The following is a 25,303-nucleotide window of genomic DNA, read 5'->3' as shown; positions in this document are numbered from 1 at the left end:
TGAGCACGCAGATGAATTCACAGTACCGGCTGCGCCTAATGCCAAAGAGAAAAAGAAGACAATTCGGAGAACGTGCCTAAAAGTATGCTTAACGATAAGTATTCTTTTGATACATTTGTTATCGGATCTGGAAACCGTTTTGCCCACGCTGCTTCGCTCGCCGTAGCAGAAGCACCCGCAAAAGCATATAATCCGCTGTTTATTTATGGGGAGTTGGACTTGGCAAAAACCCATTTAATGCATGCAATCGGGCATTACGTTATTGATCATAATCCAAACGCCAGAGTCGTCTATCTATCTTCAGAGAAATTCACTAATGAATTTATTAATTCCATCCGGGACAATAAACGGTAAACTTTCGGAACAAATATAGAAATGTAGATGTACTGTTAATAGATGACATTCAATTTTTAGCCGGTAAAGAACAAAACACAGGAAGAGTTTTTTTCATACGTTTAACGCTCTTCATGAGGAATCTAAACAAATCGTTATTTCCAGCGATCGGCCGCCTAAAGAAATACCTACCCTGGAAGACCGGCTTCGTTCCAGATTTGAATGGGGGCTGATTACAGATATTACACCACCTGATCTGGAAACGAGAATTGCTATCCTCAGAAAAAAAGCAAAAGCGGAAAAGCTTGATATACAAATGAAGTCATGCTTTATATCGCCAACCAGATAGATACCAATATTCGTGAACTGAAGGTGCCTTAATCAGGGTCGTCGCTTATTCTTTGATCAATCAGGATATGAATGCCGATCTGGCAGCAGAAGCATTGAAAGATATTATTCCAAACAGCAAACCAAAAAAAGTGACAATTGAGGATATTCAGCGTCTGGTCGCAAGCCAGTACAGCCTGCAGCCTCAGGAGCTGAAAGCAAAAAAAACGTACAAAGGTTTTGCATTTCCAAGACAGATTGCTATGATCTTTCCAGGGAAATGACCGAGTTTTCTCTGCCTAAAATTGGAGAAGAATTTGGAGGACGCGACCATACAACGGTTATTCATGCGCATGAGAAAATATCTAAACTCGTTCATTCAGACAGCGACTTTCAAAAGCAGCTTAAAGAGCTTATGGATCAGCTCAAAGCATAGTGAGGATAACATTTTAGTTATTAACAATCCATCCACATGTGGATAACCTAGGGGTGATTGGGCTTGTCTAACTTATCCACACTGCCAACACCCCCTACTACTACGACTATAAATTATTAAAATATATAATAAGGGAGTCTACCTATGCATTTTACAATTCAACGAGATGCTTTCGTTCACAGTGTTCAGCATGTAACACAAAGCTGTTTCCTCCAGAACTACCATTCCAATCCTTACAGGAATCAAGATAGAAGCAACTAATTACGGAGTAACATTGACCGGAAGTGACTCAGATATATCTATTGAAACATTTATACCTGTCAGTGACGGTGAAAAAGAGTATGTAACGATCAAAGAAGAAGGAAGCATTGTGCTGCAGGCCCGTTTTTTTGCTGAAATTGTAAAAAAGCTTCCGGGAGAAGAGATTGAAGTCGCGGTCCAGGATCAATTTGCCACAACTCTTCGTTCAGGCAGTGTTGTTTTTAACCTTAACGGTCTTGATCCAGAGGAGTATCCAAGACTTCCACAGCTTGATGAAGACAATCATTTTCAAATGCCGCAGAATCTTCTTAAAGATATGGTGCGCCAGACTGTTTTCGCCGTGTCCACTCAGGAAACACGCCCCGTGTTGACAGGTGTAAACCTGGAAGGGGAAGAATCTGAATTAATCTGTACTGCAACAGATAGTCACAGACTTGCTATGCGTAAGGCTTCAGTAGAGACAAAAACGGGCGCTATGTCTTTGTCGAATGTTGTCATCCCAGGAAAAAGCCTGAACGAATTAAATAAAGTGCTCGAAGATTCTACCGAACTCGTAGATATTATTGTTACGGAAAGCCAAGTATTGTTTAAATTTGAAAACCTTCTGTTTTTCTCCAGACTTCTGGACGGTAAATACCCGGTTACAAAAAATATGATTCCTGATCATGCTAAAACGGAGCTTGTGCTCCGTACAAAAGAACTTCTATCTTCACTTGAACGCGCACTTCTTCTTTCCAGAGAAGCAAAAAACAATGTTATTAACTTGAAAACAATGGAGAACAACGAAATAGAAGTAAGTTCTGTTTCTGCAGAAGTAGGGAAGGTAACAGAAAAGATTTCATGTGATACAATGGAGGGAGAAGAACTGCGCATTCTTTTAACGGCAAAAACATTATGGATGCATTAAAAGTAATCGATAGTGAAACGATTAAGATCCGTTTCACCGGAGCAATGAGTCCTTTTACCGTTCAGCCGACAGACCATGATCAAATGCTGCATTTATTCTCTCCTGTAAGAACGTACTAAATAACACTTATGCCTCTGGGTTGAAAAAGCCAGGGGCTTTTCTGATGAAAGAGCGCAGCAGCAAGTATGTAAGCGTCGATTTCATATTGGCTTTATAGGCGGAAATTTAGTAAAATATAAGATGATATAGTATGTCAGTTCATTTTTGGCATAGGAGGCCCGTTATATGGAAAATACGATTGAAATAACGAAAGAATATATAACGCTCGGACAGCTTTTAAAAGAAGCCGGAGTTATTGATACCGGCGGCATGGCTAAGATTTTTCTGCTGGAGTATACCGTCTTTGTTAACAAAGAACAGGATCAGCGCAGAGGCCGTAAGCTGTATCCCGGCGATGTGGTTGAGATTGAGGGCGCTGGAGTTTTTGAAATAGCTTCCAGCTCTAATTGAGGAACAAAGATTGTATATAAACGAAATTTCCCTGAAGCAGTATCGAAATTACAACCAGCTGACCCTTCCGGTTGAAAATGAAATCAATGTTATACTTGGAGAAAATGCACAGGGTAAAACAAACTTTATGGAAGCCATTCACGTACTTGCATTTGCTAAGTCGCACAGGACTTCCAAGGATAAAGAGTTAATCCAGTGGGATCAGGATTTTGCCAGAATCAGTGCGGAAATCACAAAAAAAAACGGCCCTGCGTCCCTTCAGGTGATCTTGTCGGAAAAAGGTAAAAAAGCAAAAGTGAATGGATTGGAGCAGAAAAAGCTGAGCCAGTACATTGGCTCCTGCAACGTCGTTATGTTTGCTCCGGAAGATTTATCTCTCGTTAAGGGAGGTCCTAACCTGAGGAGACGATTTCTCGATATGGAAATAGGCCAGATCAGCTCGGTCTACCTTCACGATCTGGGCATTTACCAGAAAATACTCAAACAAAGAAATCAGCTGCTAAAAGACATCTTTCCATCTGCTACGAAAGAACAGGATATGATGCTGCAGGTGCTGACAGATCAGCTTGTCCAAACGGCCTCTAAAGTTATCGGAAGGCGTTTTTCTTTTTTAAAGATGCTGCGCACCTGGGCCCAGGATATTCATTGGCAGATCAGCCGGCAGATGGAAAAGCTTGAAATTGAATATAGTTCGTCTACAGAAGTAGAGGAAGGAATGGATGAAAAGGCAATTTCCGCCGCTCTCCATCAGGCCTTTGAAAAAGCCGCGGATCGTGAAATAAGACGCGGCATATCTCTGGTCGGTCCTCATCGTGACGAACTTATTTTAAAAATAAATGGCAAGGAAGCACAGACTTATGGTTCGCAGGGACAACAGCGTACAGCAGCACTGTCGCTGAAGCTGGCAGAAATTGAACTTATCCATGACAACATAGGAGAGTACCCAATTCTGCTTCTTGATGATGTTCTCTCAGAGCTGGATCATTTCAGGCAGTCTCATCTTCTTCATGCGATTCAGGGAAAGGTGCAGACATTTGTCACGACTACGAGTATTGACGGCATTGAACATGAAACGCTAAAGAAAGCTTCAACATTTCACGCAGGCAATGGTCTGCTGACACCAGCAAAGTAGGGAGGAAGGCTTATGTTTATTCATTTGGGCGGGGATATGATTATCGGTCAAAGGATGTAGTCGCTATTCTCGATGAAACTTCGCATGCTTCTTCAAAAGACACCGCCCGTTTTATGGACTCCCGGCAGAACAGTCAGGTCGTAGAGATTACGGAAGATTATACGAAATCAGTAGTGGTTACGCACGACAAAGTGTACTTATCCCCCATTTCTTCTTTAACATTGAAGCGTCGGCGCAGGTCATTTCAGAAATAGAAGATTTCAGCGAAGAATAACAGACAGGTATACATTTGGAATACGGTAATGGAAGAGAAGGTGAATGTAATTGGCAATGGATCCAAATTCATATGATGAAAGCCAGATTCAGGTCCTCGAAGGCCTGGAAGCAGTTAGAAAACGTCCCGGCATGTACATTGGCTCAACTAGTTCCAGAGGACTTCACCACTTGTGTGGGAGATTGTCGATAACAGCATTGATGAAGCAATGGGTGGTTATTGTGACTACATTTCCATTGTTATTGAAAAGGACAACAGTATTACCGTCCAGGATAATGGACGCGGAATCCCGGTCGGAAACCATGAAAAAATGGGACGTCCAGCTGTAGAAGTTATTATGACTGTACTGCACGCAGGCGGTAAATTCGGCGGCGGCGGCTATAAAGTATCCGGAGGCCTTCACGGTGTCGGAGCGTCTGTCGTAAATGCGCTGTCAGAGATATTGGAAATTGAAGTTCACCGTGAGGGTCATGTATACCAGCAGACATACCGCAAAGGTGTGCCTCAGCAGGATCTGCAGATGGTAGGAGATACAGATGTTACGGGAACAAAAATTCATTTCAAGCCGGATGCTGATATTTTTACAGAGGTAACGGTATTTGATTATGAAATTCTGGCAACCCGTCTGCGTGAAATTGCTTTTCTAAATAAAGGACTTCGTATCTCCCTCAAAGACGAACGGGAAGATGGAAAAGAAGTAGAATACCACTATGAAGGCGGAATTGCTTCTTTTGTAGAGTATTTGAACCGCCAGAAAGAAGCGCTTCACGGAGAGCCTATTTTTATTGAAGCAGACAGAGATGGAACAAAAATAGAAATTGCTGTGCAGTATAACGACAGTTATACAAGCAACATTTATTCCTTTGCCAATAACATCAACACCCACGAAGGCGGAACGCATGAATCCGGCTTTAAGACAGGACTAACCAGGGTAATAAACGATTACGCAAGACGAAACAATCTATTTAAAGAAAGTGATCCTAACTTAGTCGGAGACGATGTCAGAGAAGGTCTGACAGCTATTATTTCCGTAAAAATACCAGACCCGCAGTTTGAAGGCCAGACAAAAACAAAGCTTGGCAACAGCGAAGTCCGTACGGTTACTGATTCATTATTCAGTGAACACTTTTCCCGCTTTCTCGCTGAAAACCCGGATACGGCCCGAAAAATTGTAGATAAAGGTCTTATGGCTTCAAGAGCAAGGGATGCAGCCAAAAAAGCCCGTGAGTTAACAAGAAGAAAGAGCGCTCTGGAAGTTAGTTCTCTTCCTGGTAAACTGGCCGATTGTTCATCCAAAGATGCTTCGATCAGCGAGATCTACATCGTAGAGGGTGATTCTGCCGGAGGCTCAGCCAAACAGGGACGAGATCGCCATTTTCAGGCGATTCTGCCGCTCCGCGGGAAAATTATTAACGTAGAAAAAGCACGGCTCGATAAAATTCTTGGAAACAATGAAATCCGTACGATTATTACAGCACTTGGTACGGGCATTGGAGAAGAGTTCGATATTGAAAAAGCAAGATACCACCGCATTATTATTATGACCGATGCGGACGTCGATGGGGCGCATATTCGGACGTTGATTCTGACGTTTTCTACCGCTATATGAGACCTTTGATTGAAAAAGGCTATATTTATATCGCCCAGCCGCCTTTATATCAAGTGAAACAGGGAAAGACGATCCGCTATGCTTTTGATGAAAAAGAAAGAGACCAGATCTTTTCGGAACTTGCGGCCCAGCCTAAACCGGGTGTACAGCGTTACAAAGGTCTTGGTGAAATGAATCCGGACCAGCTTTGGGAGACGACGATGGATCCTGAAGGCCGTTCCCTGCTGCAGTAGAACTAGAAGATGCAATGAAAGCAGATGAAGTATTTGAAATGTTAATGGGAGAGCGTGTGGAACCGCGCCGTGACTTTATACAGGCAAATGCCCACTACGTGAAAAACCTGGACATTTAACCACGCCCGGCGGGGCATAATCAGGAATTAGAACGGCTCGAAACAGGAGGTTACAACATTGGCAGAGAATGAATCAAGAGTAACAGGCATAAATATCGGCCAGGAAATGAGAACCTCTTTCCTGGATTACGCGATGAGCGTTATCGTAAGCCGTGCTCTTCCGGACGTTAGAGATGGAATGAAGCCGGTTCACCGGCGTATTTTGTATGCAATGAACGAACTCGGCATGACACCGGATAAACCTTTTAAGAAATCTGCACGTATTGTCGGCGAAGTCATTGGTAAGTATCACCCACACGGTGATTCGGCAGTGTATGAAACGATGGTACGGATGGCGCAGGATTTCAGCTATCGTAATATGCTGATCAGCGGACACGGCAACTTTGGTTCCGTCGATGGGATGCGCTGCTGCAATGCGTTATACAGAGGCGCGTCTGGCCAAGATCTCCATGGAAATGGTACGTGACCTGAACAAGGACACGATTGATTTCAGGAAAACTATGATGGAAACGAAAGAGAGCCGATTGTACTCCCGGCCCGTTTCCCTAACCTTCTTGTAAATGGAGCTTCTGGTATTGCTGTAGGGATGGCAACGAATATTCCTCCCCATCAGCTTGGAGAAGTCATTGACGGCGTTCTTGCTGTGGCGGACAATCCGGATATTACAATACCGGAACTGATGGAATATATACCGGGACCTGACTTTCCGACAGGTGCCTCCATTATGGGACGTCTGGGCATTAAACGTGCGTACCAGACCGGCCGCGGCTCTATTATTATCCGTTCAAAAGCAGAAATCATAGAGCAGAAAAACGGTAAACAGACGATTATTGTGGATCAGCTTCCTTATCAGGTCAATAAAGCACGTCTGATTGAAAAAATTGCTGAATTGGCCCGTGATAAAAAAATCGAAGGTATTACGGATCTGCGCGATGAATCTGACCGAAATGGCATGAGAATTGTCATTGAAGTTAGAAGAGATGCCAATGCCAATGTTCTTTTAAACAACTTATATAAGCAGACCTCCCTGCAGACGAGCTTTGGTATTAACATGCTGGCTCTTGTAGACGGCCAGCCAAAAGTACTGAATTTAAAAGAAATGCTTTACCATTACCTGGAACACCAAAAAGTGGTGATTAAGCGCCGTACAGCCTTCGAATTAAAAAAAGCTGAAGCGAGAGCTCATATTTTAGAAGGTCTCCGTATTGCATTGGATCATATTGATAAAATTATTGCATTGATCCGCGGATCCCAGACAACCGATGCAGCCCGCAACGGCCTTATGGAAGAATACGGTCTCAGCTATGAACAGGCTCAGGCTATTCTTGATATGAGACTGCAGCGCTTAACCGGCCTGGAGCGCGACAAAATTGAAAACGAGTACCAGGAGCTGTTAGAGCGTATTAATGAGCTTAAAGCAATTCTCAACAGTGAAGAAAAGGTCCTCGAGATTATCCGGGAGGAACTGCAGGATGTAAAAGACCGTTTTAATGATAAACGGAGAACAGGCATTGAAGCAGGGGAAAACCAGATAGAGGATGAAGATCTTATCCCAAGACAGAACGTGGTTATTACCATTACGCACAATGGCTACCTTAAGCGGATGCTCAGCAGCACCTACCGCAGCCAGAAGCGCGGCGGACGCGGCGTACAGGGGATGGGAACCAATGATGAGGATTTCGTAGAGCATTTGTTTACTACAGGCTCCCATCAGACCATTCTTTTCTTTACGAATAAAGGAAAAGCTTATCGGTTGAAAGCTTACGAAATACCGGAGCTCTCACGGACGGCTAAAGGTATACCGGCGATCAACCTTCTTCAAATTGAGAAGGATGAATACATTAGTACGGTGATGCCTGTAGAAGAATTTACGGACGACACGTATTTATTCTTCCTTACGAAAAAAGGAATATCCAAGCGTTCTCCTTTATCCGCTTTTTCCAATATTCGTAAAGGCGGTCTGTTTGCCATTAACGTTAGAGAAGACGATGAGCTTTACGGCGTGAGGCTTACAAAAGGAGAAGACCACATTATTCTCGGAACAAAACAAGGCATGGCTATTCATTTCCTTGAACAGGATGTCCGCGCAATGGGACGTACAGCATCCGGCGTAAAAGCAATTAGTTTAACAGGTGAGGATGAAATCGTCGGCATGGACATTGCAAGCGAGGACCGTGATGTACTGGTTGTTACAGACAAAGGATACGGTAAACGTACTCCAATCAGTGAATTCAAGGTGCAGCACCGCGGTGGTAAAGGCTTGAAGGCGACCAACCTGACGGAACGAAACGGCACGCTTATTGCAATGAGATGTGTAGGAGAAGAGCAGGAAATCATGATTATGACGGCACACGGCGTGCTGATCCGCATGAGCGTAGAAGGAATTTCTACGATGGGACGCTATGCCCAGGGAGTCCGTTTAATCCGTCTTGGCGACGGGGAACTCGTGTCTACCGTAGCTCCTGTAGATTCTCCTGAAGAAGAAGCTTTACTTGAAGATGAACTGCTGGAAGGTGAAACGGCAGATCCGCTTTCTTCAGAAGATGCGGAACCAACAGAAACAGATAATGAAACCAACGATACAACCAATGACGGCCCGGAAGAGCCTGAAGAAGAATAAATAACGGGCAGCCCTTTATCAGGGGGCTGCTTTTTATATAGCAATGGCTGTATAAAAAGCTGATTTCCTATTATTGGAAAAGTAAGCCCTACCAGTTTTCGGAATGTTTAAACATATGCATATTAGTCGTGACAGTACAGAAAAAAATGATAAGATATGAGGAAATCGTAAGTCACCAGCATGAAATGGGCATTTACAGATCAGAAATGATCGAAAAAACTTACAGGCGGAAAGGATGAATATCATATGCGTGAAGATAAATTTGGAAAAGAGGGGTTAACGTTTGATGACGTGCTTTGATCCCGGATCGTTCAGAGATTCATCCCCGGGACGTTTCTGTAAAAACGTCATTAGGAGACAAACTTCCGTTGAACCTTCCTATTATTAGTGCGGCATGGACACCGTAACGGAAGCCGGCATGGCCATTGCCATTGCACGAGAAGGCGGCCTTGGCATTATCCACAAGAACATGTCCATAGAAGAGCAGGCAGAAATGGTAGACCGTGTAAAACGTTCGGAGAGCGGCGTTATTACCGATCCTTTTTATCTGACCGCAGATCGTCAGGTGTTTGATGCGGAGCATTTAATGGGTAAGTTTCGTATTTCCGGCGTGCCGATTGTAGATGAAAGCAGAAAGCTTGTTGGTATTTTGACGAATCGGGATCTTCGTTTTATTGAAGACTACTCTATTAAAATTGAAGACGTTATGACTAAAACCAACCTTGTTACCGCTTCGGTGGGAACTACCTTAAAAGAAGCAGAGAAAATCCTTCAACAGCACCGGATCGAAAAGCTTCCGCTTGTAGAAAAAGATGGTACGTTAAAAGGTTTAATTACTATCAAAGACATCGAAAAGCTTATTGAGTTTCCTCATTCGGCTAAAGATAAACACGGACGTCTTCTTGCCGGAGCAGCTGTCGGTGTAACTGCAGATGTGTTAAAGCGTGTGGAACTGCTTGTTGATGCAGGTGTTGATGCTCTAGTTATTGATACAGCACACGGTCATTCCAAAGGTGTATTGGATAAAATAGCCGAAATCCGCAGTGCGTTCCCGGATGTGATTTTAATCGCAGGAAACGTGGCAACAGCAGCAGGTACTCGTGATTTAATCGAAGCGGGCGCAGATGTTGTAAAAGTCGGTATTGGTCCTGGGTCCATCTGCACGACACGGGTTGTGGCCGGTGTAGGTGTTCCACAGATTACAGCTATTTTTGACTGCGCTGAAGAAGCAGAAAAACACAACGTACCGATTATTGCAGATGGAGGCATTAAATATTCCGGAGATATCGTAAAGGCGCTTGCAGCCGGCGGCCATGCGGTTATGCTCGGAAGCCTTCTGGCCGGAGTATCAGAAAGCCCGGGAGAGCGCGAGATTTTCCAGGGACGTCAGTTTAAGGTTTACCGCGGCATGGGTTCTATGGCTGCTATGGAAAAAGGCAGCAAGGACCGTTACTTCCAGGAAGATAACCAAAAGCTTGTACCAGAAGGTATCGAAGGAAGAACACCGTATAAAGGACCACTTGCTGATACGATACACCAGTTGATCGGAGGCATTCGTGCCGGTATGGGGTACTGCGGTACCGCTACTCTGGAAGACCTTCGGGAAAATGGACAATTTATCCGCATCACGAATGCAGGTCTGCGTGAGAGCCATCCGCACGATGTACAGATTACAAAAGAATCCCCAAACTACAGCCTGTAATACAGCGGCTAAACAGCAAACACTCAAGCAGACTTGGCTTGAGTGTTTTTTTGCATGGAAATAATGAAATATTAGAGTTTAGTTACATTTTGTTGTCTATTCTTTTACAGGCGGCTGTGATAAACTAACGGAAGTATATTTCGGAGGTGCGTTACATTTATGAAGAGCTTATTAAAATCCAGCCTGGCTCTAGCTATAGCCGTTATGATGCTGGTCGGCTTGCATATGGATGTGGAAGCAGAGGCTCCTGCTTTAGAGGCAGAAGCTGCGATTTTAGTAGATGCTGAGACAGGAGAGATTGTGTATCAGGACAATATTGATACAAGTCTACCCCCTGCAAGTATGTCCAAAATGATGGCTGAATATTTAGTCCATCAAGCTATAGACGAACAGAGCATATCATGGGAAGACGAAGTGGAAATCAGCAGCAAAGTAGCTGCTTTATCGATAAGACCGGGATTGGCTAACGTCCCTCTGCGGGAATCACAATCCTACACGGTCGAAGAACTTTATGAAGCGATGGCTGTAGACTCTGCTAATGGGGCCACTGTAGCCTTGGCAGAACATTTGGCCGGCTCGGAGCGGGCCTTTGTTGATGAGATGAATGCCAAAGCAGAACAACTTGGTATGAGTGATTATAAATTCGTGAATGCCAGCGGACTGAACAATACTTCGATGGCTGGAGAACACCCTTCCGGTACGGGAGCGGACGAAGAAAATATGATGTCTGCTAGAGATACCGCTATATTAGCGTATAATCTCCTTAATGATTATCCGGAGATACTTGAGATTGCTTCTGAAGAAGAAGTGTTGTTTGGAGAAGGCACTAATGATGAAGTCGTTTTAGAAAACTGGAATTGGATGCTGCCTGGATTTGAACAGGAATACGAAGGAGTAGACGGGTTAAAAACAGGATCTACCAATTTGGCTGGTAATGCTTTCACGGGAACAGTGGAAAGAGATGAGCGCCGGTATATTTCTGTTGTTATGCGTACAGAGTCCAGAAATGCCCGTTTTACGGAAACCGCTAAACTGTACGACTATGGATTTGATGTGATTTCGGAGAACAAGTACGTAGAAGAGGGTGAAAGCCTTCAGGGAAGCAGTACTTTACCAGTGTCACAAGGCAGAAATGATGAAGTTGCTGTAGTGGCCGGTGACAATATTTCAGCATACGTGGAAGAAGGAGGAAAAGAACCTCAAATCGATACAATGCTCGATTCGGAAAAAGTGGATGAAGAAGGAAATCTGCAGGCTCCAGTTAAAAAAGGCGATGTAGTTGGTACCATACGTCTTCAAACAAATGGTACCGGCGGTGAGTACCTGCTGGATTCGATGAGAGTACCAAATCGTGTACCTCTTATTGCAGACGAAACGATTGAAGAAGCTACCTGGTTTTCTTCTGCTCTTGATAATGTAGGCGGCTTATTTAACAGCATTCGTTATAATGCAGGAGACTGGATGAAGAATATTTTATAAAATATTCTTCTTTTTCTTTTTTACAGAAAGCCCGTGCGAATGTCTTTATTCCTTGGCGAAGCAGTGATACAATGGGAATAGTGATGCAATGCAGAGTTATCCTATTGCCTTTTTAAGGAAAGTTTTCAATAAAGGAGAAGCTTTGTAATAAATAGAGATAGACTGCTTAGTAACCAGGCAGTATTATACAGCGGAGGGATTAGGATAATGGCAGATAAAGGAACAGATCGCGTAAAAAGAGGTATGGCTGAAATGCAAAAAGGCGGCGTCATTATGGACGTCATTAATGCCGAACAGGCTAAAATAGCAGAAGAAGCAGGAGCAGTGGCCGTTATGGCACTCGAGCGCGTACCTTCTGACATCCGTGCAGCGGGCGGAGTGGCTCGTATGGCTGACCCTACTATTGTAGAGGAAGTAATGGCAGCAGTATCGATTCCTGTCATGGCTAAAGCCCGTATCGGTCACATAGTAGAGGCTCGTGTACTTGAAGCACTCGGAGCAGACTATATCGACGAAAGTGAAGTATTAACACCGGCCGATGAAGTCTATCACCTGGATAAAAGCGAATTTACCGTTCCATTTGTATGTGGAGCCAGAGATCTCGGAGAGGCTATGCGTCGTGTAGGCGAAGGAGCTTCCATGCTTCGTACAAAAGGCGAGCCCGGCACAGGAAATATTGTTGAAGCCGTTCGTCACATGAGAATGATCCAGTCTCAGGTGAAGCGTGTTATCGGTATGTCCCGTGATGAACTAATGACAGAAGCAAAGAATCTGGGAGCGCCTTTTGAGCTTCTTGTGCAGATTCAGGAAAATAAAGGCCTGCCTGTCGTGAATTTTGCTGCAGGAGGAATTGCTACTCCTTCTGATGCAGCGCTTATGATGCAGCTGGGCGCAGACGGTGTGTTTGTTGGATCCGGTATTTTCAAATCCAATCAGCCGGAGAAATTTGCCCGTGCTATCGTAGAAGCTACGACTCATTATGACGACTATGAATTAATCGGACGCGTTTCAAAAGACATTGGAGAAGCGATGAAAGGTCTTGAAATTTCCACGCTTGCTCCAGGTGACCGTATGCAGGACCGCGGCTGGTAATCCGCTATTATAAAGCTTGAAAGAAGGAATGCTAATATGGTGAAAATTGGTGTGCTTGCTTTACAGGGAGCTGTCCGGGAACATGTAAAAAGCCTGGAAGCTCCAAATACAGAAGTCGTAATTATTAAACGGGTTGAGCAGCTAGATGACTTGGACGGCCTTGTATTTCCTGGAGGAGAAAGTACGACCATGCGCCGTTTAGTAAACAAATATGGTTTTTTTCAGCCACTCCGCGATTTTGCAGAGGTTGGAAAGCCTATTTTCGGTACATGTGCCGGCTTAATTCTTATGGCTGAACGAATTGAAGGCTCAGACGAAGAAGGCCATCTGCAGCTAATGGACATGAAAGTGGAACGAAACGCCTTTGGGCGACAGCGGGAGAGTTTCGAAACGACGCTCGTCGTCGATCAGGTGGCTGACGATGTAGAAGCTGTCTTTATCCGGCCCCGCTCATTTCCGAAACGGGAGAATCCGTTGACATTCTGGCGGAGTATGAAGGAGAAATTGTAGCAGCGAAGCAGAATCATCTGCTGGCCTGCTCATTTCATCCGGAATTAACAGATGATGCCCGTCTGCATCAATTTTTTGTTAAAATGGTTAAAGAAGCAAAAGAAACAAGGCCGGCGCAGGAAACGGTCAGGCCTGTATAAAGCGTTGATGGATACTAGTACTGAAGACAATCGGAACACAGAGAGCCTGTGCAGTGGTGGAAGCAGGCACCGGTTCTTCAGGAATCCAATCCGGAGTGGAGAAGTGAACACCAAGTAGCCTCTCCCGGCTCATCCCCGTTAGCAGATGAACAAAGAGGCAGCAGGCTATGCTGCAATCTGGGTGGCAACGCGGGTGAACTCTCGTCCCTTTTCTATAAAGGGCGGGAGTTTTTTGTTTGAAATTCTATTATTAAATCAGAGGAGGCAGCAGTATGCTGGACGTAAAAAGACTAAGAAAAGATTTTGATGAAGTGAAGAAAAAGCTGGAAAAAAGAGGCGAGAATATTGACGAACTCGATCGTTTTCTAGAGCTTGACGAAAGCCGAAGAAGTCTTATTCAAAAAACGGAGGAATTAAAAAAGAGGCGAAATGAAGTCTCTCAGGAAGTAGCCAAACGCAAACGGGAAAACATAGATGCGCAGGATTTGATTGATGAAACAAAAAATGTATCCGTCAATATGAAAAAGTATGACGAAGAGCTTCGTACGGTAGAAGAAGACCTGCAGCAGCTCATGCTTACGATTCCGAACATTCCCATGAGAGTGTCCGATTGGCGAAAGTGAAGAGGATAACGAAGAAATTCGGAAATGGGGCGAGGCGCCTTCCTTTTCGTTTCCTGTAAAAGCACATTGGGATCTTGGAGTGGAGCTTGGTATGCTTGATTTTGAACGCGCCTCGAAAGTGACCGGCAGCCGTTTTGTTTTTTATAAAGGAGCCGGAGCCAAGCTGGAGCGTGCGTTGATATCTTATATGATGGATCTTCATTCAGATAAGCATGAATATGAAGAAGTGATTCCTCCTTACATGGTTAACCGAGAAAGCATGACGGGAACAGGACAGCTTCCAAAATTTGAAGAAGACGCGTTCAACATCCGCGAAGAGGACTACTTTTTGATCCCTACTGCCGAAGTGCCGGTTACTAATATGCACCGGGACGAAATTATTGAAGGCTGGAAGCTGCCATTTGGTTATTCTGCCTACAGTGCCTGCTTTCGTTCAGAAGCAGGGTCTGCCGGCCGGGATACGAGAGGTTTGATTCGCCAGCATCAGTTTAATAAAGTAGAACTTGTGCGTTTTGTGCATCCGGAAAACTCCTACGAGCAGCTGGAGCTTTTAACCGGTCATGCTGAAAAGGTTCTTCAGGACCTGGAGCTTCCTTACCGCGTACTGAACATGTGTACCGCAGACCTAGGATTTACAGCCGCTAAGAAATATGACATTGAAGTATGGCTTCCAAGCTACGAAGATTATAAAGAAATCTCATCCTGCAGTAATTTTGAAGATTTTCAGGCCCGCCGCGCTAACATTAGATTTAAGCGGGAGCCAAAAGCCAAAACAGAATTTGTCCATACGCTTAATGGTTCCGGATTAGCGGTAGGACGAACGGTAGCTGCTTTAATGGAGAATCATCAGCAGGAGGACGGTTCAATACGTATTCCTAAAGTACTTCAAGGCTATATGGGTGGAAAAACGCATATTTCAGCTAAGTAAATAACCAATTTTTTCTAAGAAAGCAGGAGAGCGAATAGCTCTCCTGTTTTTTGTCTACGAATTTTTTATTATATTTCATAAAAAAATTGTAATGTAAGCGTTATCAATGTATTATTTAACAGGAGATTTGATATTTTCGCAGTAGTCATTGTTAGATAATCTGTCATTTAAATTTAATAAAAATATAAAAACAATATTGCAAATATTCTATGTAGTACTTATAATTACGTTAATCAAATAAAAAAATCTTGCGAATTATCTCAATATTTTATCGATTTGTTTCATTTTTCGTAATAAATAGTAAAGAAATCAGCGAAATATACATAAAGAAAAGAAGTGATGCCTAATGAGCCAGCTGGATAGTACGGATATGGCCATTCTTGGATACCTGCAGGAGAATGGAAAAAGATCTTACAGTGAAATAGCACGATACTTAGAATGCAGTGAGGGAACGATACGTTCACGTATCAACAAGATGCTTAGTGCCGGTGTGTTTGAATTTATTATTCATACCAATCCAAACAAAGTGGGGTTGGAGGTGCAGGCAATTATAGGATTTTCAACGAGGCTCGGGGCGCAGGAAGATATTGCAAGGTCCCTGCAGAAGCATCCAGAAGTAAGGTTCGTAGGAGCATTTTCAGGTAAACATGATCTTATTATACAAGCTTATTTCAAGAGTAATGAGGATTTAGTGAATTTTGTTAACAAGGAACTTGCAAAAATTGAAGGTATTTTAAATGCTGACGTAAACGTAGAGCTGAAGCAGTATAAGGATTCATTTTCGTACATACAAGCAGAGAATTCATGAACGTTTGGTAAATCAGAGGTAAATTAATAAATTGGGGTGGGTTCATGAGTAATAATCAGACCGAGCTGCTGAAAGTGTCAGGGCTGAAAACATATTTTTCTTTAGAAAATGGAAAAACAGCCAAAGCTGTTGATGGAATCGATTTTACTATACATAACGGAGAAACAGTAGCTTTGGTTGGTGAATCCGGCAGCGGAAAAAGCATAACATCCATGTCGATTATGAGGCTTGTACCAGAACCTGCCGGAAAGATTGTGGAAGGATCCATCAAATTAGAAAATCAGGATTTATTGGATCTCTCTGAAAAGGAAATGATAAAAGTACGAGGCAATAAAATAGGAATGATTTTTCAGGAGCCTATGACGTCATTAAATCCTGTATTCACTATTGGGATGCAAATAGCAGAACCGCTGATTAAACATAGAGGAATGAAGAAAAAAGAAGCCAGGCAGAAAGCGATTGAACTGCTTAAGCTGGTTGGTTTCCCCCGTGCAGAACAAACGATTCATGAATACCCGCACCAGCTTTCCGGCGGAATGAGACAAAGAGTAATCATTGCCATCGCCTTTCCTGTGATCCAAAGCTTATTATTGCAGATGAGCCGACTACTGCGCTCGATGTAACGATTCAAGCACAAATTTTGGATTTTGCTTGATATCAAAGAAAAATCACTCGGCTATTTTGATCATTACTCATGATCTCGGCGTAGTCGCCGCAAACGGCGGATAGAGTAATGGTTATGTACGGAGGGCAGATTGTAGAATCAGCTGCGGTAAATGAATTGTTTGAGAATCCGAAACATCCGTATACTGTAGGGCTGTTAAATCAGCATGCCAAAAATTGATGATGATAAACAATATTAGAATCGATTCCAGGCCCGTGCCCCCTGCCACTGATTTCCCGCAGGGCTGCAGATTTGCTCCCCGCTGTAGCATGTCATGGAAGAGTGTACCAAGTCGGTGCCTCCTATATACGAAGATGAGCCAGGCCACGAGGTGCGCTGCATTCTTTACAGTCAGAGTTCCAAGGAGGCAGACGCCATTGACCCAGTTCAGTAATAGAGTAAACGGAAGAGGACAGACAGCCAGGTTCCTGCTCTCCATGCGAAGGAAAGCTGGTAGAGATTAAAAACTTAAAAAAATACTTTCCTATAAAAGGCGGCATATTGAGACGAACTGTTTCTCATGTGAAAGCAGTTGATGATATTTCCATCGATATTTATAAAGGAGAGACGCTGGGTATTGTAGGAGAATCCGGTTCCGGAAAATCTACATTGGGACGAATTATTTTGCGGCTTGATACACACCAACAGAGGGAAAAGTCATTTTTGATGATAAAGATATCTCTAAGTTATCGCAGCGGAAAATAAGACCTTCGAGAAAAGACATGCAGATGATATTCCAGGATCCGTACGGTTCTTTAAATCCACGGATGAGCGTTGGGGAACTGATTGAAGAGCCGATGCTTCTTCATGAGAATTTAACAAAAGAGCAGCGCAGAGAAAGAGTGATTGAGCTTCTGGAAACAGTAGGTCTTGGCGGAGATGCACGGTTTAAATATCCGCACGAATTCTCGGGCGGCCAGCGTCAGCGTATTGGAATAGCACGTTCTATTTCCACCAGACCTAAATTTATTATCGGAGATGAACCGGTTTCTGCTCTCGATGTATCGGTCCAGTCGCAGGTATTAAACCTGATGAAACAGCTGCAGGATGATTTTGATTTAACCTATTTGTTTATTGCCCACGACTTAAGTGTAGTCAAACATATTAGTGATCGTGTAGCTGTGATGTATTTAGGAAGAATTGCAGAAATAGCTCCAAAAAGCAGCCTCTACTCCCAGCCCCTGCATCCATACACTCAGGCACTTATTTCAGCGGTTCCCGAACCGGATGTAAAAAAAAGAAAGAAAAAAGTTCATCTGCAGGGAGATCTGCCAAGTCCATCAGATCCGCCTGCAGGGTGCCCTTTTCATACGCGCTGTCCGCAGGCTCATGACCGATGCAGTGGTGAAAGGCCTGAGCTTGTCGATGTAGGGGGTGACCATAAAGTAGCATGCCACTTGTATACTGATTCAAAAACTGGAGCTGTGCTCAGCCCGGAATATGCATCTAAAGACTAATCAGCCGGTTATATTACGTATAGGGGGTGAATCCTGTAAGGATTCAATAATGAGTAATTATAAAATATAGTAGGGGGTATCTTTTTGAAAAACAAAACATGGTTTCTATCAATGATGTCTTTTGGTTTAGTATTGTCTGCATGCAGTGGAGGAGGGGATTCTGAAGAAGGCGGCGAATCCAGCGGCGAACCTCAGGAAGGCGGCTCAATTACGGCTGCAATGTATTCCGCACCTGAAGGCCAGTTTAATCCAATCTTTTACAGCGATGCTTATGAAGCAAACATTCTTGATTTTACGCACGAGGCACTGGTGGCACAGGATGAAAACCTTGAGTTCATTCCGGAACTTGCGTCAGATTGGGAATTCAACGACGACCAGACAGAACTTACTTATACATTGGAGGAAGGCGTAACGTGGCATGATGGCGAAGCCTTTACAGCTGATGATGTAGTGTTTACTTATGAATCTATTGCAGATCCGGAATATATTAACGCAGGCGGCCTGCGTATCGATTATGTAAATAAATTGGCCGGCTTTGAGGAATATTCAAGCGGAGAGGCTGATACTCTGGAAGGAGTAGAAGCAGTCGATGAGAATACCGTGAAATTTACGTTTGCCGAGCCGAACCCAACGGCCCTTTATAACACAAGCTTTATGATTATTCCTGAGCACGTTTTTGCTGACATTCCTGTAGATGAAATGCCGGAAGCGGGTGCTTCCCTGAACGCCGGTGAAGTAATCGGAACAGGTCCTTTCCAGCTTTCCGAATTACAGGAAGGCGAGCAGTATCTTTTAGCCAAGCATGAAGAGTATTGGGGCGGAGAGCCTAACCTGGATAACATTCAATGGCAGGTAATGGACCAGGAAATTATTCCAGGACTGCTTGAAAACGGAGATGTAGATCTTATTAAAGATCCAGGCGGTGTTCCTAAAGGCGACGTAGAGTCCGTAGAACAAATGGAAAACATTACAATGTTTGAGCAGCAGGACCTTGGTTATCAGCTGCTTGGTTTCAAGCACAATAGAGGCCCGGATGATTCACTGACGGATCCGGACTCATGGGAGCCAAATGAAAAAGTACAGGACGTTGAACTTCGACAGGCGATTGCTCATGCGATTAACCGACAGGGCATGATTGACGGACTTCTTTACGGACATGGTGAAGTGTTGAATGCACCGTTCCCAGAAGCATCTTGGGCGTTTAACCCTGACTCTGTTACTAACTACGAGTATAACGAAGATACGGCAAATCAAATTTTAGATGACGCAGGCTACGAAGATACAAATGGAGACGGTATGCGCGAAAACCCGGACGGCGAAGCCTTTACGCTGAATCTGGACTATCCAACTGGAAACCTTATCCGTGAAAGAAGCGCACCAATTATCGAAGAAAACCTTGAAGCTGTAGGACTTGATGTGAATTTAAACAATCCGCGTGAAGCAGCTGCTCACTTCGAGCATATTGAAAGCAACTCAAATGATGTAGATATGTATCTAGCAGGCTGGTCTTTGGCTTCCGGTGATCCGGATCCATCAGGTATCCATAAATCAGATGCTGCCTACAACTATCTTCGCTGGAACAGTGAAGAAAGCGACCAGTTAATTGAAGAAGCAATGCAGGCTCCGGATGCATTTGAATTAGAGTACCGCGAGCAAAAGTATGGAGAGTGGGCACAGCTCTTTTCTGACGAACTTCCAGAAGTTCCACTATATGCCGAAAACAACGTATTCGCTCATAACAGCGCCCTGCAGGGCATTGTTAGAAAGCCGCATACCATTGTTGATAACTCGCATGAGTGGTATTTAGAGCAGTAATTTTCATGAAAATAGAAGGATGTATGGATCTCGATCCATGCATCCAAACTATTTTTCAATACATAAGTATATAAGAGAGATTCAGCTGTTGCTTTTGAATTTTTGAGAAAAGACTGCCGGAAGAGGCTCTTACAACATCATGCAAGCAGAAATTCTGGCAATGCCCAGTCTTTTCTGAAAAAGGCAGGAGGAGAAATAGATGTATAAATATATATTGCGCAGATTATTATTATTTATTCCTATGCTGCTGGCAGTATCTTTGATCGTATATTTTTTAGCGTTTCTAGCACCGGGCGATCCGTTAACCGGAGAAAATATCGATCCTAACGTTCCGGCTGAAGTATACGAACAGCGGGCAGAGGAGCTTGGATTAAACGAGCCGTTTCATGTTCAATACCTCAGCTGGGTAGGGTCCGTGGCCCAGGGGAATCTGGGAGATTCTATTAACTACAACGGCCGTACGGTAGAAGGCTTAATCATGTCACGTATTGTAAACACCTTGTACTTATCTATTTTTGCTTTATTTATTACGATTATTGTTGCTTTGCCAATCGGTATTTATTCCGCCAGAAAACCTTATTCTGTAGCAGATTACGGCGCTACAACATTTGCTTTTGTAGGCCTTGCTACACCAAACTTTTTTGCCGGGCTGCTGCTGATTTATTTCTTTGGCTTCCAACTAGGATGGTTCCCAACGCAGGGCTCTGTTTCCACTATTGGAGCGACCGGCCTGGAATATTTCTTTGACCGGATCCATCATTTAGTTCTTCCCGGTTTAACGCTTGGCCTGGCAAGTACGGCTATTTACATGCGCTATATGAGAAGTGAAATGCTTGATATTCAGGGAAGTGATTTTGTACGAACAGCTAAGGCGAAAGGGATGGGACCTAAAAGCGTCCTATATAAACATACGCTCCGGAATGCCTTAATTCCTATTATTACACTTCTTGGTTTTGAATTTGGAACGCTGCTGAGCGGGGCTGTTATTACAGAAGCTGTATTTAACTATCCAGGCCTTGGTACATTGTTTTTAGAGTCTATTGTTAACAGAGATTACCCGGTTATTATGGGTATTAATTTGATATTATCGGTAGCGATTCTTGTCGGCAACCTGTTGGCGGATATTTTCTACGCCGTAGTCGATCCAAGAATACGCTACGATTGAGGGGGCATATGCTATGCAGAATCCACAACCAGTAGAACCAATTATTACTTCCGGACAAAAAGGCCACAGCCCCCTTCAGTTAGCGGTAAAGCGATTTATGAAAAATAAGCTTGCGATATCAGGACTTGTCATTCTTGTGTTTTTCTCTTTAGTGGCTGTATTTGCACCATTTTTGACCCCAAACAGCCCAACGCAGTCTGACTTAATCAACGTGATGCAGCCGCCAAGCTCTGACCATTGGCTTGGCACCGACAGTTCCGGCAGGGACAATTTTGCCAGACTGGTCTATGGAGCGAGGGTTACGCTGCTTATTGGCTTTTTCGCCATGTTTTGTACATTAGTGATTGGAGTGATTTTGGGCTCTATTGCAGGGTACTACGGCGGTATTGTAGACGGTATTATTATGAGACTTGCTGATGTTGTTCTTACGCTTCCATTTCTTCTTTTTGTTCTTACGGTAATCGCGATTATTCAAAATATAACTATTACATTGTTTGTAGTAGTCATTGCAGCGACAACCTGGCCGAACATTACGAGAATTCTGAGAGGAACGTTTTTATCAATCAGGGAAAAAGAATTTATTCTTGGAGCAAGATCAATCGGATGTTCAGATTGGCGTATCATTACGAAGCACTTTCTGCCCAATGCTGTCGGTCCGATTATCGAACGCTACAATTATGATGGCAACGATGATCATTTTAGAATCTGCGTTAAGTTTCGTAGGATTTGGTATTCCGCAGCCTACTCCTACATGGGGAAACATGGTAAACGAAGCAAGAAGTATACGAGTTCTTCAGGAGCTCCAGAAGCCTGGATTCCACCAGGTCTGTCTATTCTTCTTGTGGTTCTCTCCATTAATTTTATCGGAGATGGACTTCGGATGCGTTCGATCCAAAGGTGGAAAACGCTAAAACCAAAGAAAGAGCAAAATTAAATTGCTCTTTCTTTTATTTTCTATTGCACCGGTATTTTGTATATGCTATTATATTCCTTGTCAGCCAAAAGTTTTTAACCATTCGGGGAGTACCAAGTCTGGCTGAAGGGAGCGGTCTTGAAAAACCGCCAGGGGCTTCATCGCCCGCGGGGTTCGAATCCCTCCTCCTCCGCCATTATTAATAACAAAGCTGTCCTGCAAAGGGCAGCTTTTTTTGTGCTTTTTATAAGTCAGTGCACGACAAAAGCAAATTCGGTATGATAGAAGAAAAGTGATAAAAGGGGACAGGCCATGGCTCATACAGATGTATATTGGATGAAAGAGGCATTGAAACTGGCAGAAAAAGCCCGAATTCTGGGGAAGTACCGATCGGTGCGGTGATCGTAAAAGAAGACGTTATCGTCGGATATGGCTACAACCAGCGGAAACGAAACAGCAGGCGGGCTCTCATGCTGAAATGACCGCGATTGAGCAGGCGTGCCGAATGCTTGGAACTGGCGCTTGGAGAACTGTACGCTCTATGTCACCCTGGAGCCGTGTCCTATGTGTGCGGGAGCCATTGTTCAGTCTCGTATTGTCCGGGTTGTCTACGGAGCGGCCGATGTGAAAGCAGGCTGTGCAGGCACATTGATGAACTTGTTAGATGAACCGCGTTTTAATCATCAGGCCCTCGTCGAACGCGGAGTGATGGAAGAGGAATGCGGCACTATCTTTCCTCCTTTTTTTTGGAACTCAGAGAAAGAAAAAAGAAGAGCGCTTCAAAAGAAGAGAGCGGGAGAAGTTGGATTCAATGATTCATCATGATATAGTAAACGAACACGATGAATAAAACAGGGGGATAATTAATGGCACCTAATCAATTTTCAGCGGAAACGGCTCAGATGCTGGCAAAAAGCTCAATATGCCGTTAGAGCACATTATGCACACGCCGCCGCATATTATTATGGCAAAAATTGCTGAACTGGAAAAAAAAGAGCAGAGCACAGCAGACGAAAATCAGGCAGAAGAATAAAGCCGAACCTATTGCGTTCAAACAAAAAACTATATATACTAAAAGTTGCGCATAAAGCGCCTGAATATGTTATCCAATTTGCCGTGCTAGGTGGGGAGGTAGCGGTGCCCTGTACTCGCAATCCGCTATAGCGAGACTGAATCCCTTCTCGAGGCTATGCTTTTGTGCAGCCTGCCCTATGTAAGTGGTGTTGACAACCGGGTTCTGCGCAATGGAAACCCGTGAATCCTGTCAGGTCCGGAAGGAAGCAGCAGTAAGCGGACTCTTCTATGTGCCGCAGAGCTGCCCGGTTCGAGCTAACTGCATAGGTAACGTGCATGAAAGCATTGTCGACAGAAGGTGCACGGCTTTATACATATGATAAAAGAACGACTCTCCTGAGAGTGGTTCTTTTTTCTTCATTATTATAATGAAGAAAACGGATATCATTTTTGAAAAGTGTTTGTAGAATCGGTATAATTAAAAACAGAAGTATGTTAATAAAGGAGGCAGAGGATTGGGCTATCAGGCATTATACAGGGTATGGAGGCCAAAGCAGTTAAAAGATATGGCAGGCCAGGAACATATTACAAAAACGCTTCAAAATGCGCTCGAACAAGAAAAGTTTTCACATGCCTACTTATTCAGCGGTCCGCGGGGAACCGGAAAAACAAGCGCCGCCAAAATCATTGCTAAAGCGATTAACTGTGAGCATGCTCCTGTTCGAGAACCCTGCAACGAATGCCGGGCCTGCCGAGGGATTTCAGATGGATCTGTAGTGGATGTCATTGAAATCGATGCCGCATCCAACAACGGAGTAGACGAAATCCGCTATATACGGGAAAATGTCATGTCCGCTCCCCGCGATATTTCATACAAGGTATACATTATAGACGAGGTTCATATGCTCTCCACAGGCGCCTTTAATGCCCTGTTAAAAACATTGGAAGAACCGCCAAAGCATGCCGTTTTTATTCTCGCTACCACAGAACCGCATAAAATTCCGCTAACCATTGTATCCAGGTGTCAGCGTTTTGATTTCAAACGAATAACAACTAAAGCTTTGACGGATAGAATGAATTACATTATTACGCAGCAGGAATGGACGGCGGAAGAAGAAGCTGTTCAGCTTATTGCACGGGCGGCGGAAGGCGGAATGCGGGATGCACTCAGTCTTCTGGATCAGGCTTCCTCTTTTGCAGAGGATACTATTACGCCGGATGATGTATTAGCCATTACCGGGGCGGTTTCCCAGCGTTTTCTGGCGGAAACCATACGTTCTGTTCTTGCAGGAGACACTTCTGCTGCCGTAAGAGCTGCAGATAAGCTGATTCAGGATGGAAAAGATCCTGTTCGATTCATGGAAGACGTTATATACTATTTAAGAGACATGCTGGTCGCTAAAACCGCACCAAATGTTGATGAAATTCTAGATAGAGTCATGGTGGACGATACATTTAAGGAGCTGGCCGAACAGGCAGAACTTTCCTGGATTTATCAGGTACTCAATGAGCTCAATACCCATTTCCAGCAGATGAAATGGTCCAGCCACCCTAAGATTTTCCTGGAAATGGCGCTTATCCAAACGGCTCATGCCTCCTCTGCCATGCCGGCATCTAAAACAGAGAGTGCTCCTGTATCCTCTGACGTTTACGAACGTCTTGAGAAGAAAATAGAGCAGCTCGAACAAAAGCTGAACAAGGTAAAAGAAGCACCCGCGCCTGAAAAGCCCGCAGACTCTTCCCGCTCTGAGGCTGCTAAGAGGAAAGTGCAGCCGCGAAGCGGCGGAGGACAGGCTCTGGGCAATGATGGAAAAGTACGGGAAGCAGTTCAGGGTGCAGATCGCCAGAAGCTTCAGGAGCTGACAGGGCAGTGGGCAGCTGTTATGCAGAAGGTAAAGCAGACAAGTGTACCGGGTCATGCGTGGATCAGTGATGCTAAGCCGGTAGCAACAAATGGAGAAAAACTGATTCTGGCTTTTCAGAATGAAATGCATCGAAGCATGGTTGATACAAAATTCCGGGATGCTATAGAGTCTTCCATTAAAGAAGTAACAGGACAGGCGCTTGAAGCAGTCACACTTTTAAATCAGCAGTGGGAAAAGGTGAAGCAGGAATATAAAAGCCGCCAGCCTGCTTCTGAAGAACAGGAACAGGAACCGGAAAAAGATCCTTTTGTTGATGAAGCGATGAAACTGGTGGGGGAAGACCTTTTAGAAATAAAAGACTAATATA

17 protein-coding genes, 1 other RNA gene, 8 pseudogenes and 1 other annotated feature are annotated in these 25,303 nt (G+C 44.1%); all 26 genes and pseudogenes read left to right on the top strand.

Features of this window, described 5'->3' with window-relative positions; genetic code table 11:
* Positions 1–84: 84 nt before the first annotated feature.
* The 26 genes and pseudogenes from MMY81_RS35410 (at position 85) to dnaX (ending at position 25,299) form a co-directional block, all read left to right on the top strand.
* A complete protein-coding gene (locus MMY81_RS35410) occupies positions 85–354 on the top strand; it encodes a DnaA ATPase domain-containing protein (RefSeq protein ID WP_374562137.1) in 270 nt (89 codons plus the stop codon).
* A 32-nt stretch (positions 355–386) separates the two neighbouring features.
* Positions 387–682 (top strand): annotated as a pseudogene (locus MMY81_RS35405) (DnaA ATPase domain-containing protein).
* Positions 683–734: 52 nt separating this feature from the next.
* Positions 735–944 (top strand): helix-turn-helix domain-containing protein, encoded by a 210-nt coding sequence (locus MMY81_RS35400; RefSeq protein ID WP_374562136.1) that lies wholly within the window; start codon positions 735–737, stop codon positions 942–944.
* Positions 941–1,096 carry a helix-turn-helix domain-containing protein gene (locus tag MMY81_RS35395; RefSeq protein WP_374562134.1) on the top strand — a complete coding sequence of 52 codons (156 nt, stop codon included), beginning with the start codon at positions 941–943 and terminating at the stop codon, positions 1,094–1,096. Before MMY81_RS35400 ends, MMY81_RS35395 begins: the two co-directional genes overlap by 4 nt.
* A gap of 144 nt (positions 1,097–1,240) precedes the next feature.
* Positions 1,241–2,383 (top strand): annotated as a pseudogene (gene dnaN / locus MMY81_RS16430) (DNA polymerase III subunit beta).
* Between the two features lie 166 nt (positions 2,384–2,549).
* Entirely contained in the window at positions 2,550–2,774 is a 225-nt protein-coding gene (yaaA, locus tag MMY81_RS16425) for a S4 domain-containing protein YaaA (protein WP_252313707.1), read from the top strand.
* A 10-nt stretch (positions 2,775–2,784) separates the two neighbouring features.
* Positions 2,785–3,906 carry a DNA replication/repair protein RecF gene (gene recF / locus MMY81_RS16420; protein ID WP_252313706.1) on the top strand — a complete coding sequence of 374 codons (1,122 nt, stop codon included), beginning with the start codon at positions 2,785–2,787 and terminating at the stop codon, positions 3,904–3,906.
* Positions 3,867–4,160, top strand: coding sequence for an extracellular matrix regulator RemB (gene remB, locus MMY81_RS34125; protein ID WP_308215372.1), 294 nt, complete (start codon positions 3,867–3,869; stop codon positions 4,158–4,160). Before recF ends, remB begins: the two co-directional genes overlap by 40 nt.
* 76 nt (positions 4,161–4,236) lie before the next feature.
* Positions 4,237–6,141: pseudogene (gene gyrB / locus MMY81_RS16410) on the top strand (DNA topoisomerase (ATP-hydrolyzing) subunit B).
* A gap of 106 nt (positions 6,142–6,247) precedes the next feature.
* A pseudogene (gene gyrA / locus MMY81_RS16405) lies at positions 6,248–8,761 on the top strand (DNA gyrase subunit A).
* Positions 8,762–9,007: 246 nt separating this feature from the next.
* A pseudogene (gene guaB / locus MMY81_RS16400) lies at positions 9,008–10,463 on the top strand (IMP dehydrogenase).
* A gap of 159 nt (positions 10,464–10,622) precedes the next feature.
* Positions 10,623–11,942 carry a serine hydrolase gene (locus tag MMY81_RS16395; protein WP_252313705.1) on the top strand — a complete coding sequence of 440 codons (1,320 nt, stop codon included), beginning with the start codon at positions 10,623–10,625 and terminating at the stop codon, positions 11,940–11,942.
* Positions 11,943–12,149: 207 nt separating this feature from the next.
* Positions 12,150–13,034 carry a pyridoxal 5'-phosphate synthase lyase subunit PdxS gene (pdxS, locus tag MMY81_RS16390; RefSeq protein ID WP_252313704.1) on the top strand — a complete coding sequence of 295 codons (885 nt, stop codon included), beginning with the start codon at positions 12,150–12,152 and terminating at the stop codon, positions 13,032–13,034.
* A 36-nt stretch (positions 13,035–13,070) separates the two neighbouring features.
* Positions 13,071–13,684 (top strand): annotated as a pseudogene (gene pdxT / locus MMY81_RS16385) (pyridoxal 5'-phosphate synthase glutaminase subunit PdxT).
* Positions 13,680–13,896, top strand: a binding site (T-box leader). It overlaps the preceding pseudogene by 5 nt.
* A 60-nt stretch (positions 13,897–13,956) precedes the next feature.
* Positions 13,957–15,235 (top strand): annotated as a pseudogene (gene serS, locus MMY81_RS16380) (serine--tRNA ligase).
* Between the two features lie 346 nt (positions 15,236–15,581).
* Positions 15,582–16,043 (top strand): Lrp/AsnC family transcriptional regulator, encoded by a 462-nt coding sequence (locus MMY81_RS16375; protein WP_252313703.1) that lies wholly within the window; start codon positions 15,582–15,584, stop codon positions 16,041–16,043.
* Between the two features lie 44 nt (positions 16,044–16,087).
* Positions 16,088–16,666: an ABC transporter ATP-binding protein gene (locus tag MMY81_RS35390; protein ID WP_374562130.1), complete on the top strand. Its 579-nt coding sequence runs from the start codon at positions 16,088–16,090 to the stop codon at positions 16,664–16,666.
* A gap of 491 nt (positions 16,667–17,157) precedes the next feature.
* Positions 17,158–18,164 (top strand): annotated as a pseudogene (locus MMY81_RS16365) (ABC transporter ATP-binding protein).
* 84 nt (positions 18,165–18,248) lie between these two features.
* Positions 18,249–19,979, top strand: a complete 1,731-nt coding sequence (locus tag MMY81_RS16360; RefSeq protein ID WP_252313702.1) for an ABC transporter substrate-binding protein — start codon at positions 18,249–18,251, stop codon at positions 19,977–19,979.
* A 199-nt stretch (positions 19,980–20,178) separates the two neighbouring features.
* On the top strand, positions 20,179–21,144 hold the full coding sequence (locus tag MMY81_RS16355) for an ABC transporter permease (RefSeq protein ID WP_252313701.1): 966 nt from the start codon (positions 20,179–20,181) through the stop codon (positions 21,142–21,144).
* Between the two features lie 13 nt (positions 21,145–21,157).
* Positions 21,158–22,078 carry an ABC transporter permease gene (locus tag MMY81_RS16350; RefSeq protein ID WP_252313700.1) on the top strand — a complete coding sequence of 307 codons (921 nt, stop codon included), beginning with the start codon at positions 21,158–21,160 and terminating at the stop codon, positions 22,076–22,078.
* A gap of 311 nt (positions 22,079–22,389) precedes the next feature.
* Positions 22,390–22,539: a hypothetical protein gene (locus MMY81_RS35385; RefSeq protein WP_374562127.1), complete on the top strand. Its 150-nt coding sequence runs from the start codon at positions 22,390–22,392 to the stop codon at positions 22,537–22,539.
* Positions 22,540–22,555: 16 nt separating this feature from the next.
* Positions 22,556–22,882 carry a nucleoside deaminase gene (locus MMY81_RS16345; RefSeq protein WP_374562125.1) on the top strand — a complete coding sequence of 109 codons (327 nt, stop codon included), beginning with the start codon at positions 22,556–22,558 and terminating at the stop codon, positions 22,880–22,882.
* A gap of 97 nt (positions 22,883–22,979) precedes the next feature.
* Complete coding sequence (locus tag MMY81_RS16340; protein ID WP_374562123.1) at positions 22,980–23,090, top strand: YycC family protein; 111 nt, start codon at positions 22,980–22,982, stop codon at positions 23,088–23,090.
* Between the two features lie 81 nt (positions 23,091–23,171).
* Positions 23,172–23,437: signal recognition particle sRNA large type (gene ffs / locus MMY81_RS16335), an RNA gene on the top strand.
* 149 nt (positions 23,438–23,586) lie between these two features.
* Positions 23,587–25,299, top strand: a complete 1,713-nt coding sequence (gene dnaX, locus MMY81_RS16330) for a DNA polymerase III subunit gamma/tau (RefSeq protein WP_252313699.1) — start codon at positions 23,587–23,589, stop codon at positions 25,297–25,299.
* Positions 25,300–25,303: the final 4 nt, after the last annotated feature.

It is taken from the genome of Sinobaca sp. H24 (assembly GCF_023845525.1).
This window is presented reverse-complemented; position numbering and strand designations above follow the sequence as displayed.

Bases quoted from the DNA above. Each gene is read 5' to 3' on its own strand.
- MMY81_RS16355 (WP_252313701.1), top strand. From the start codon at position 20,179: ATGTATAAATATATATTGCGCAGATTATTATTATTTATTCCTATGCTG.
- MMY81_RS35410 (WP_374562137.1), top strand. From the start codon at position 85: ATGCTTAACGATAAGTATTCTTTTGATACATTTGTTATCGGATCTGGA.
- MMY81_RS35395 (WP_374562134.1), top strand. From the start codon at position 941: ATGACCGAGTTTTCTCTGCCTAAAATTGGAGAAGAATTTGGAGGACGC.
- MMY81_RS16375 (WP_252313703.1), top strand. From the start codon at position 15,582: ATGAGCCAGCTGGATAGTACGGATATGGCCATTCTTGGATACCTGCAG.
- MMY81_RS16340 (WP_374562123.1), top strand. From the start codon at position 22,980: ATGCCGTTAGAGCACATTATGCACACGCCGCCGCATATTATTATGGCA.
- MMY81_RS16395 (WP_252313705.1), top strand. From the start codon at position 10,623: ATGAAGAGCTTATTAAAATCCAGCCTGGCTCTAGCTATAGCCGTTATG.
- MMY81_RS35390 (WP_374562130.1), top strand. From the start codon at position 16,088: ATGAGTAATAATCAGACCGAGCTGCTGAAAGTGTCAGGGCTGAAAACA.
- pdxS (WP_252313704.1), top strand. From the start codon at position 12,150: ATGGCAGATAAAGGAACAGATCGCGTAAAAAGAGGTATGGCTGAAATG.
- yaaA (WP_252313707.1), top strand. From the start codon at position 2,550: ATGGAAAATACGATTGAAATAACGAAAGAATATATAACGCTCGGACAG.
- MMY81_RS16350 (WP_252313700.1), top strand. From the start codon at position 21,158: ATGCAGAATCCACAACCAGTAGAACCAATTATTACTTCCGGACAAAAA.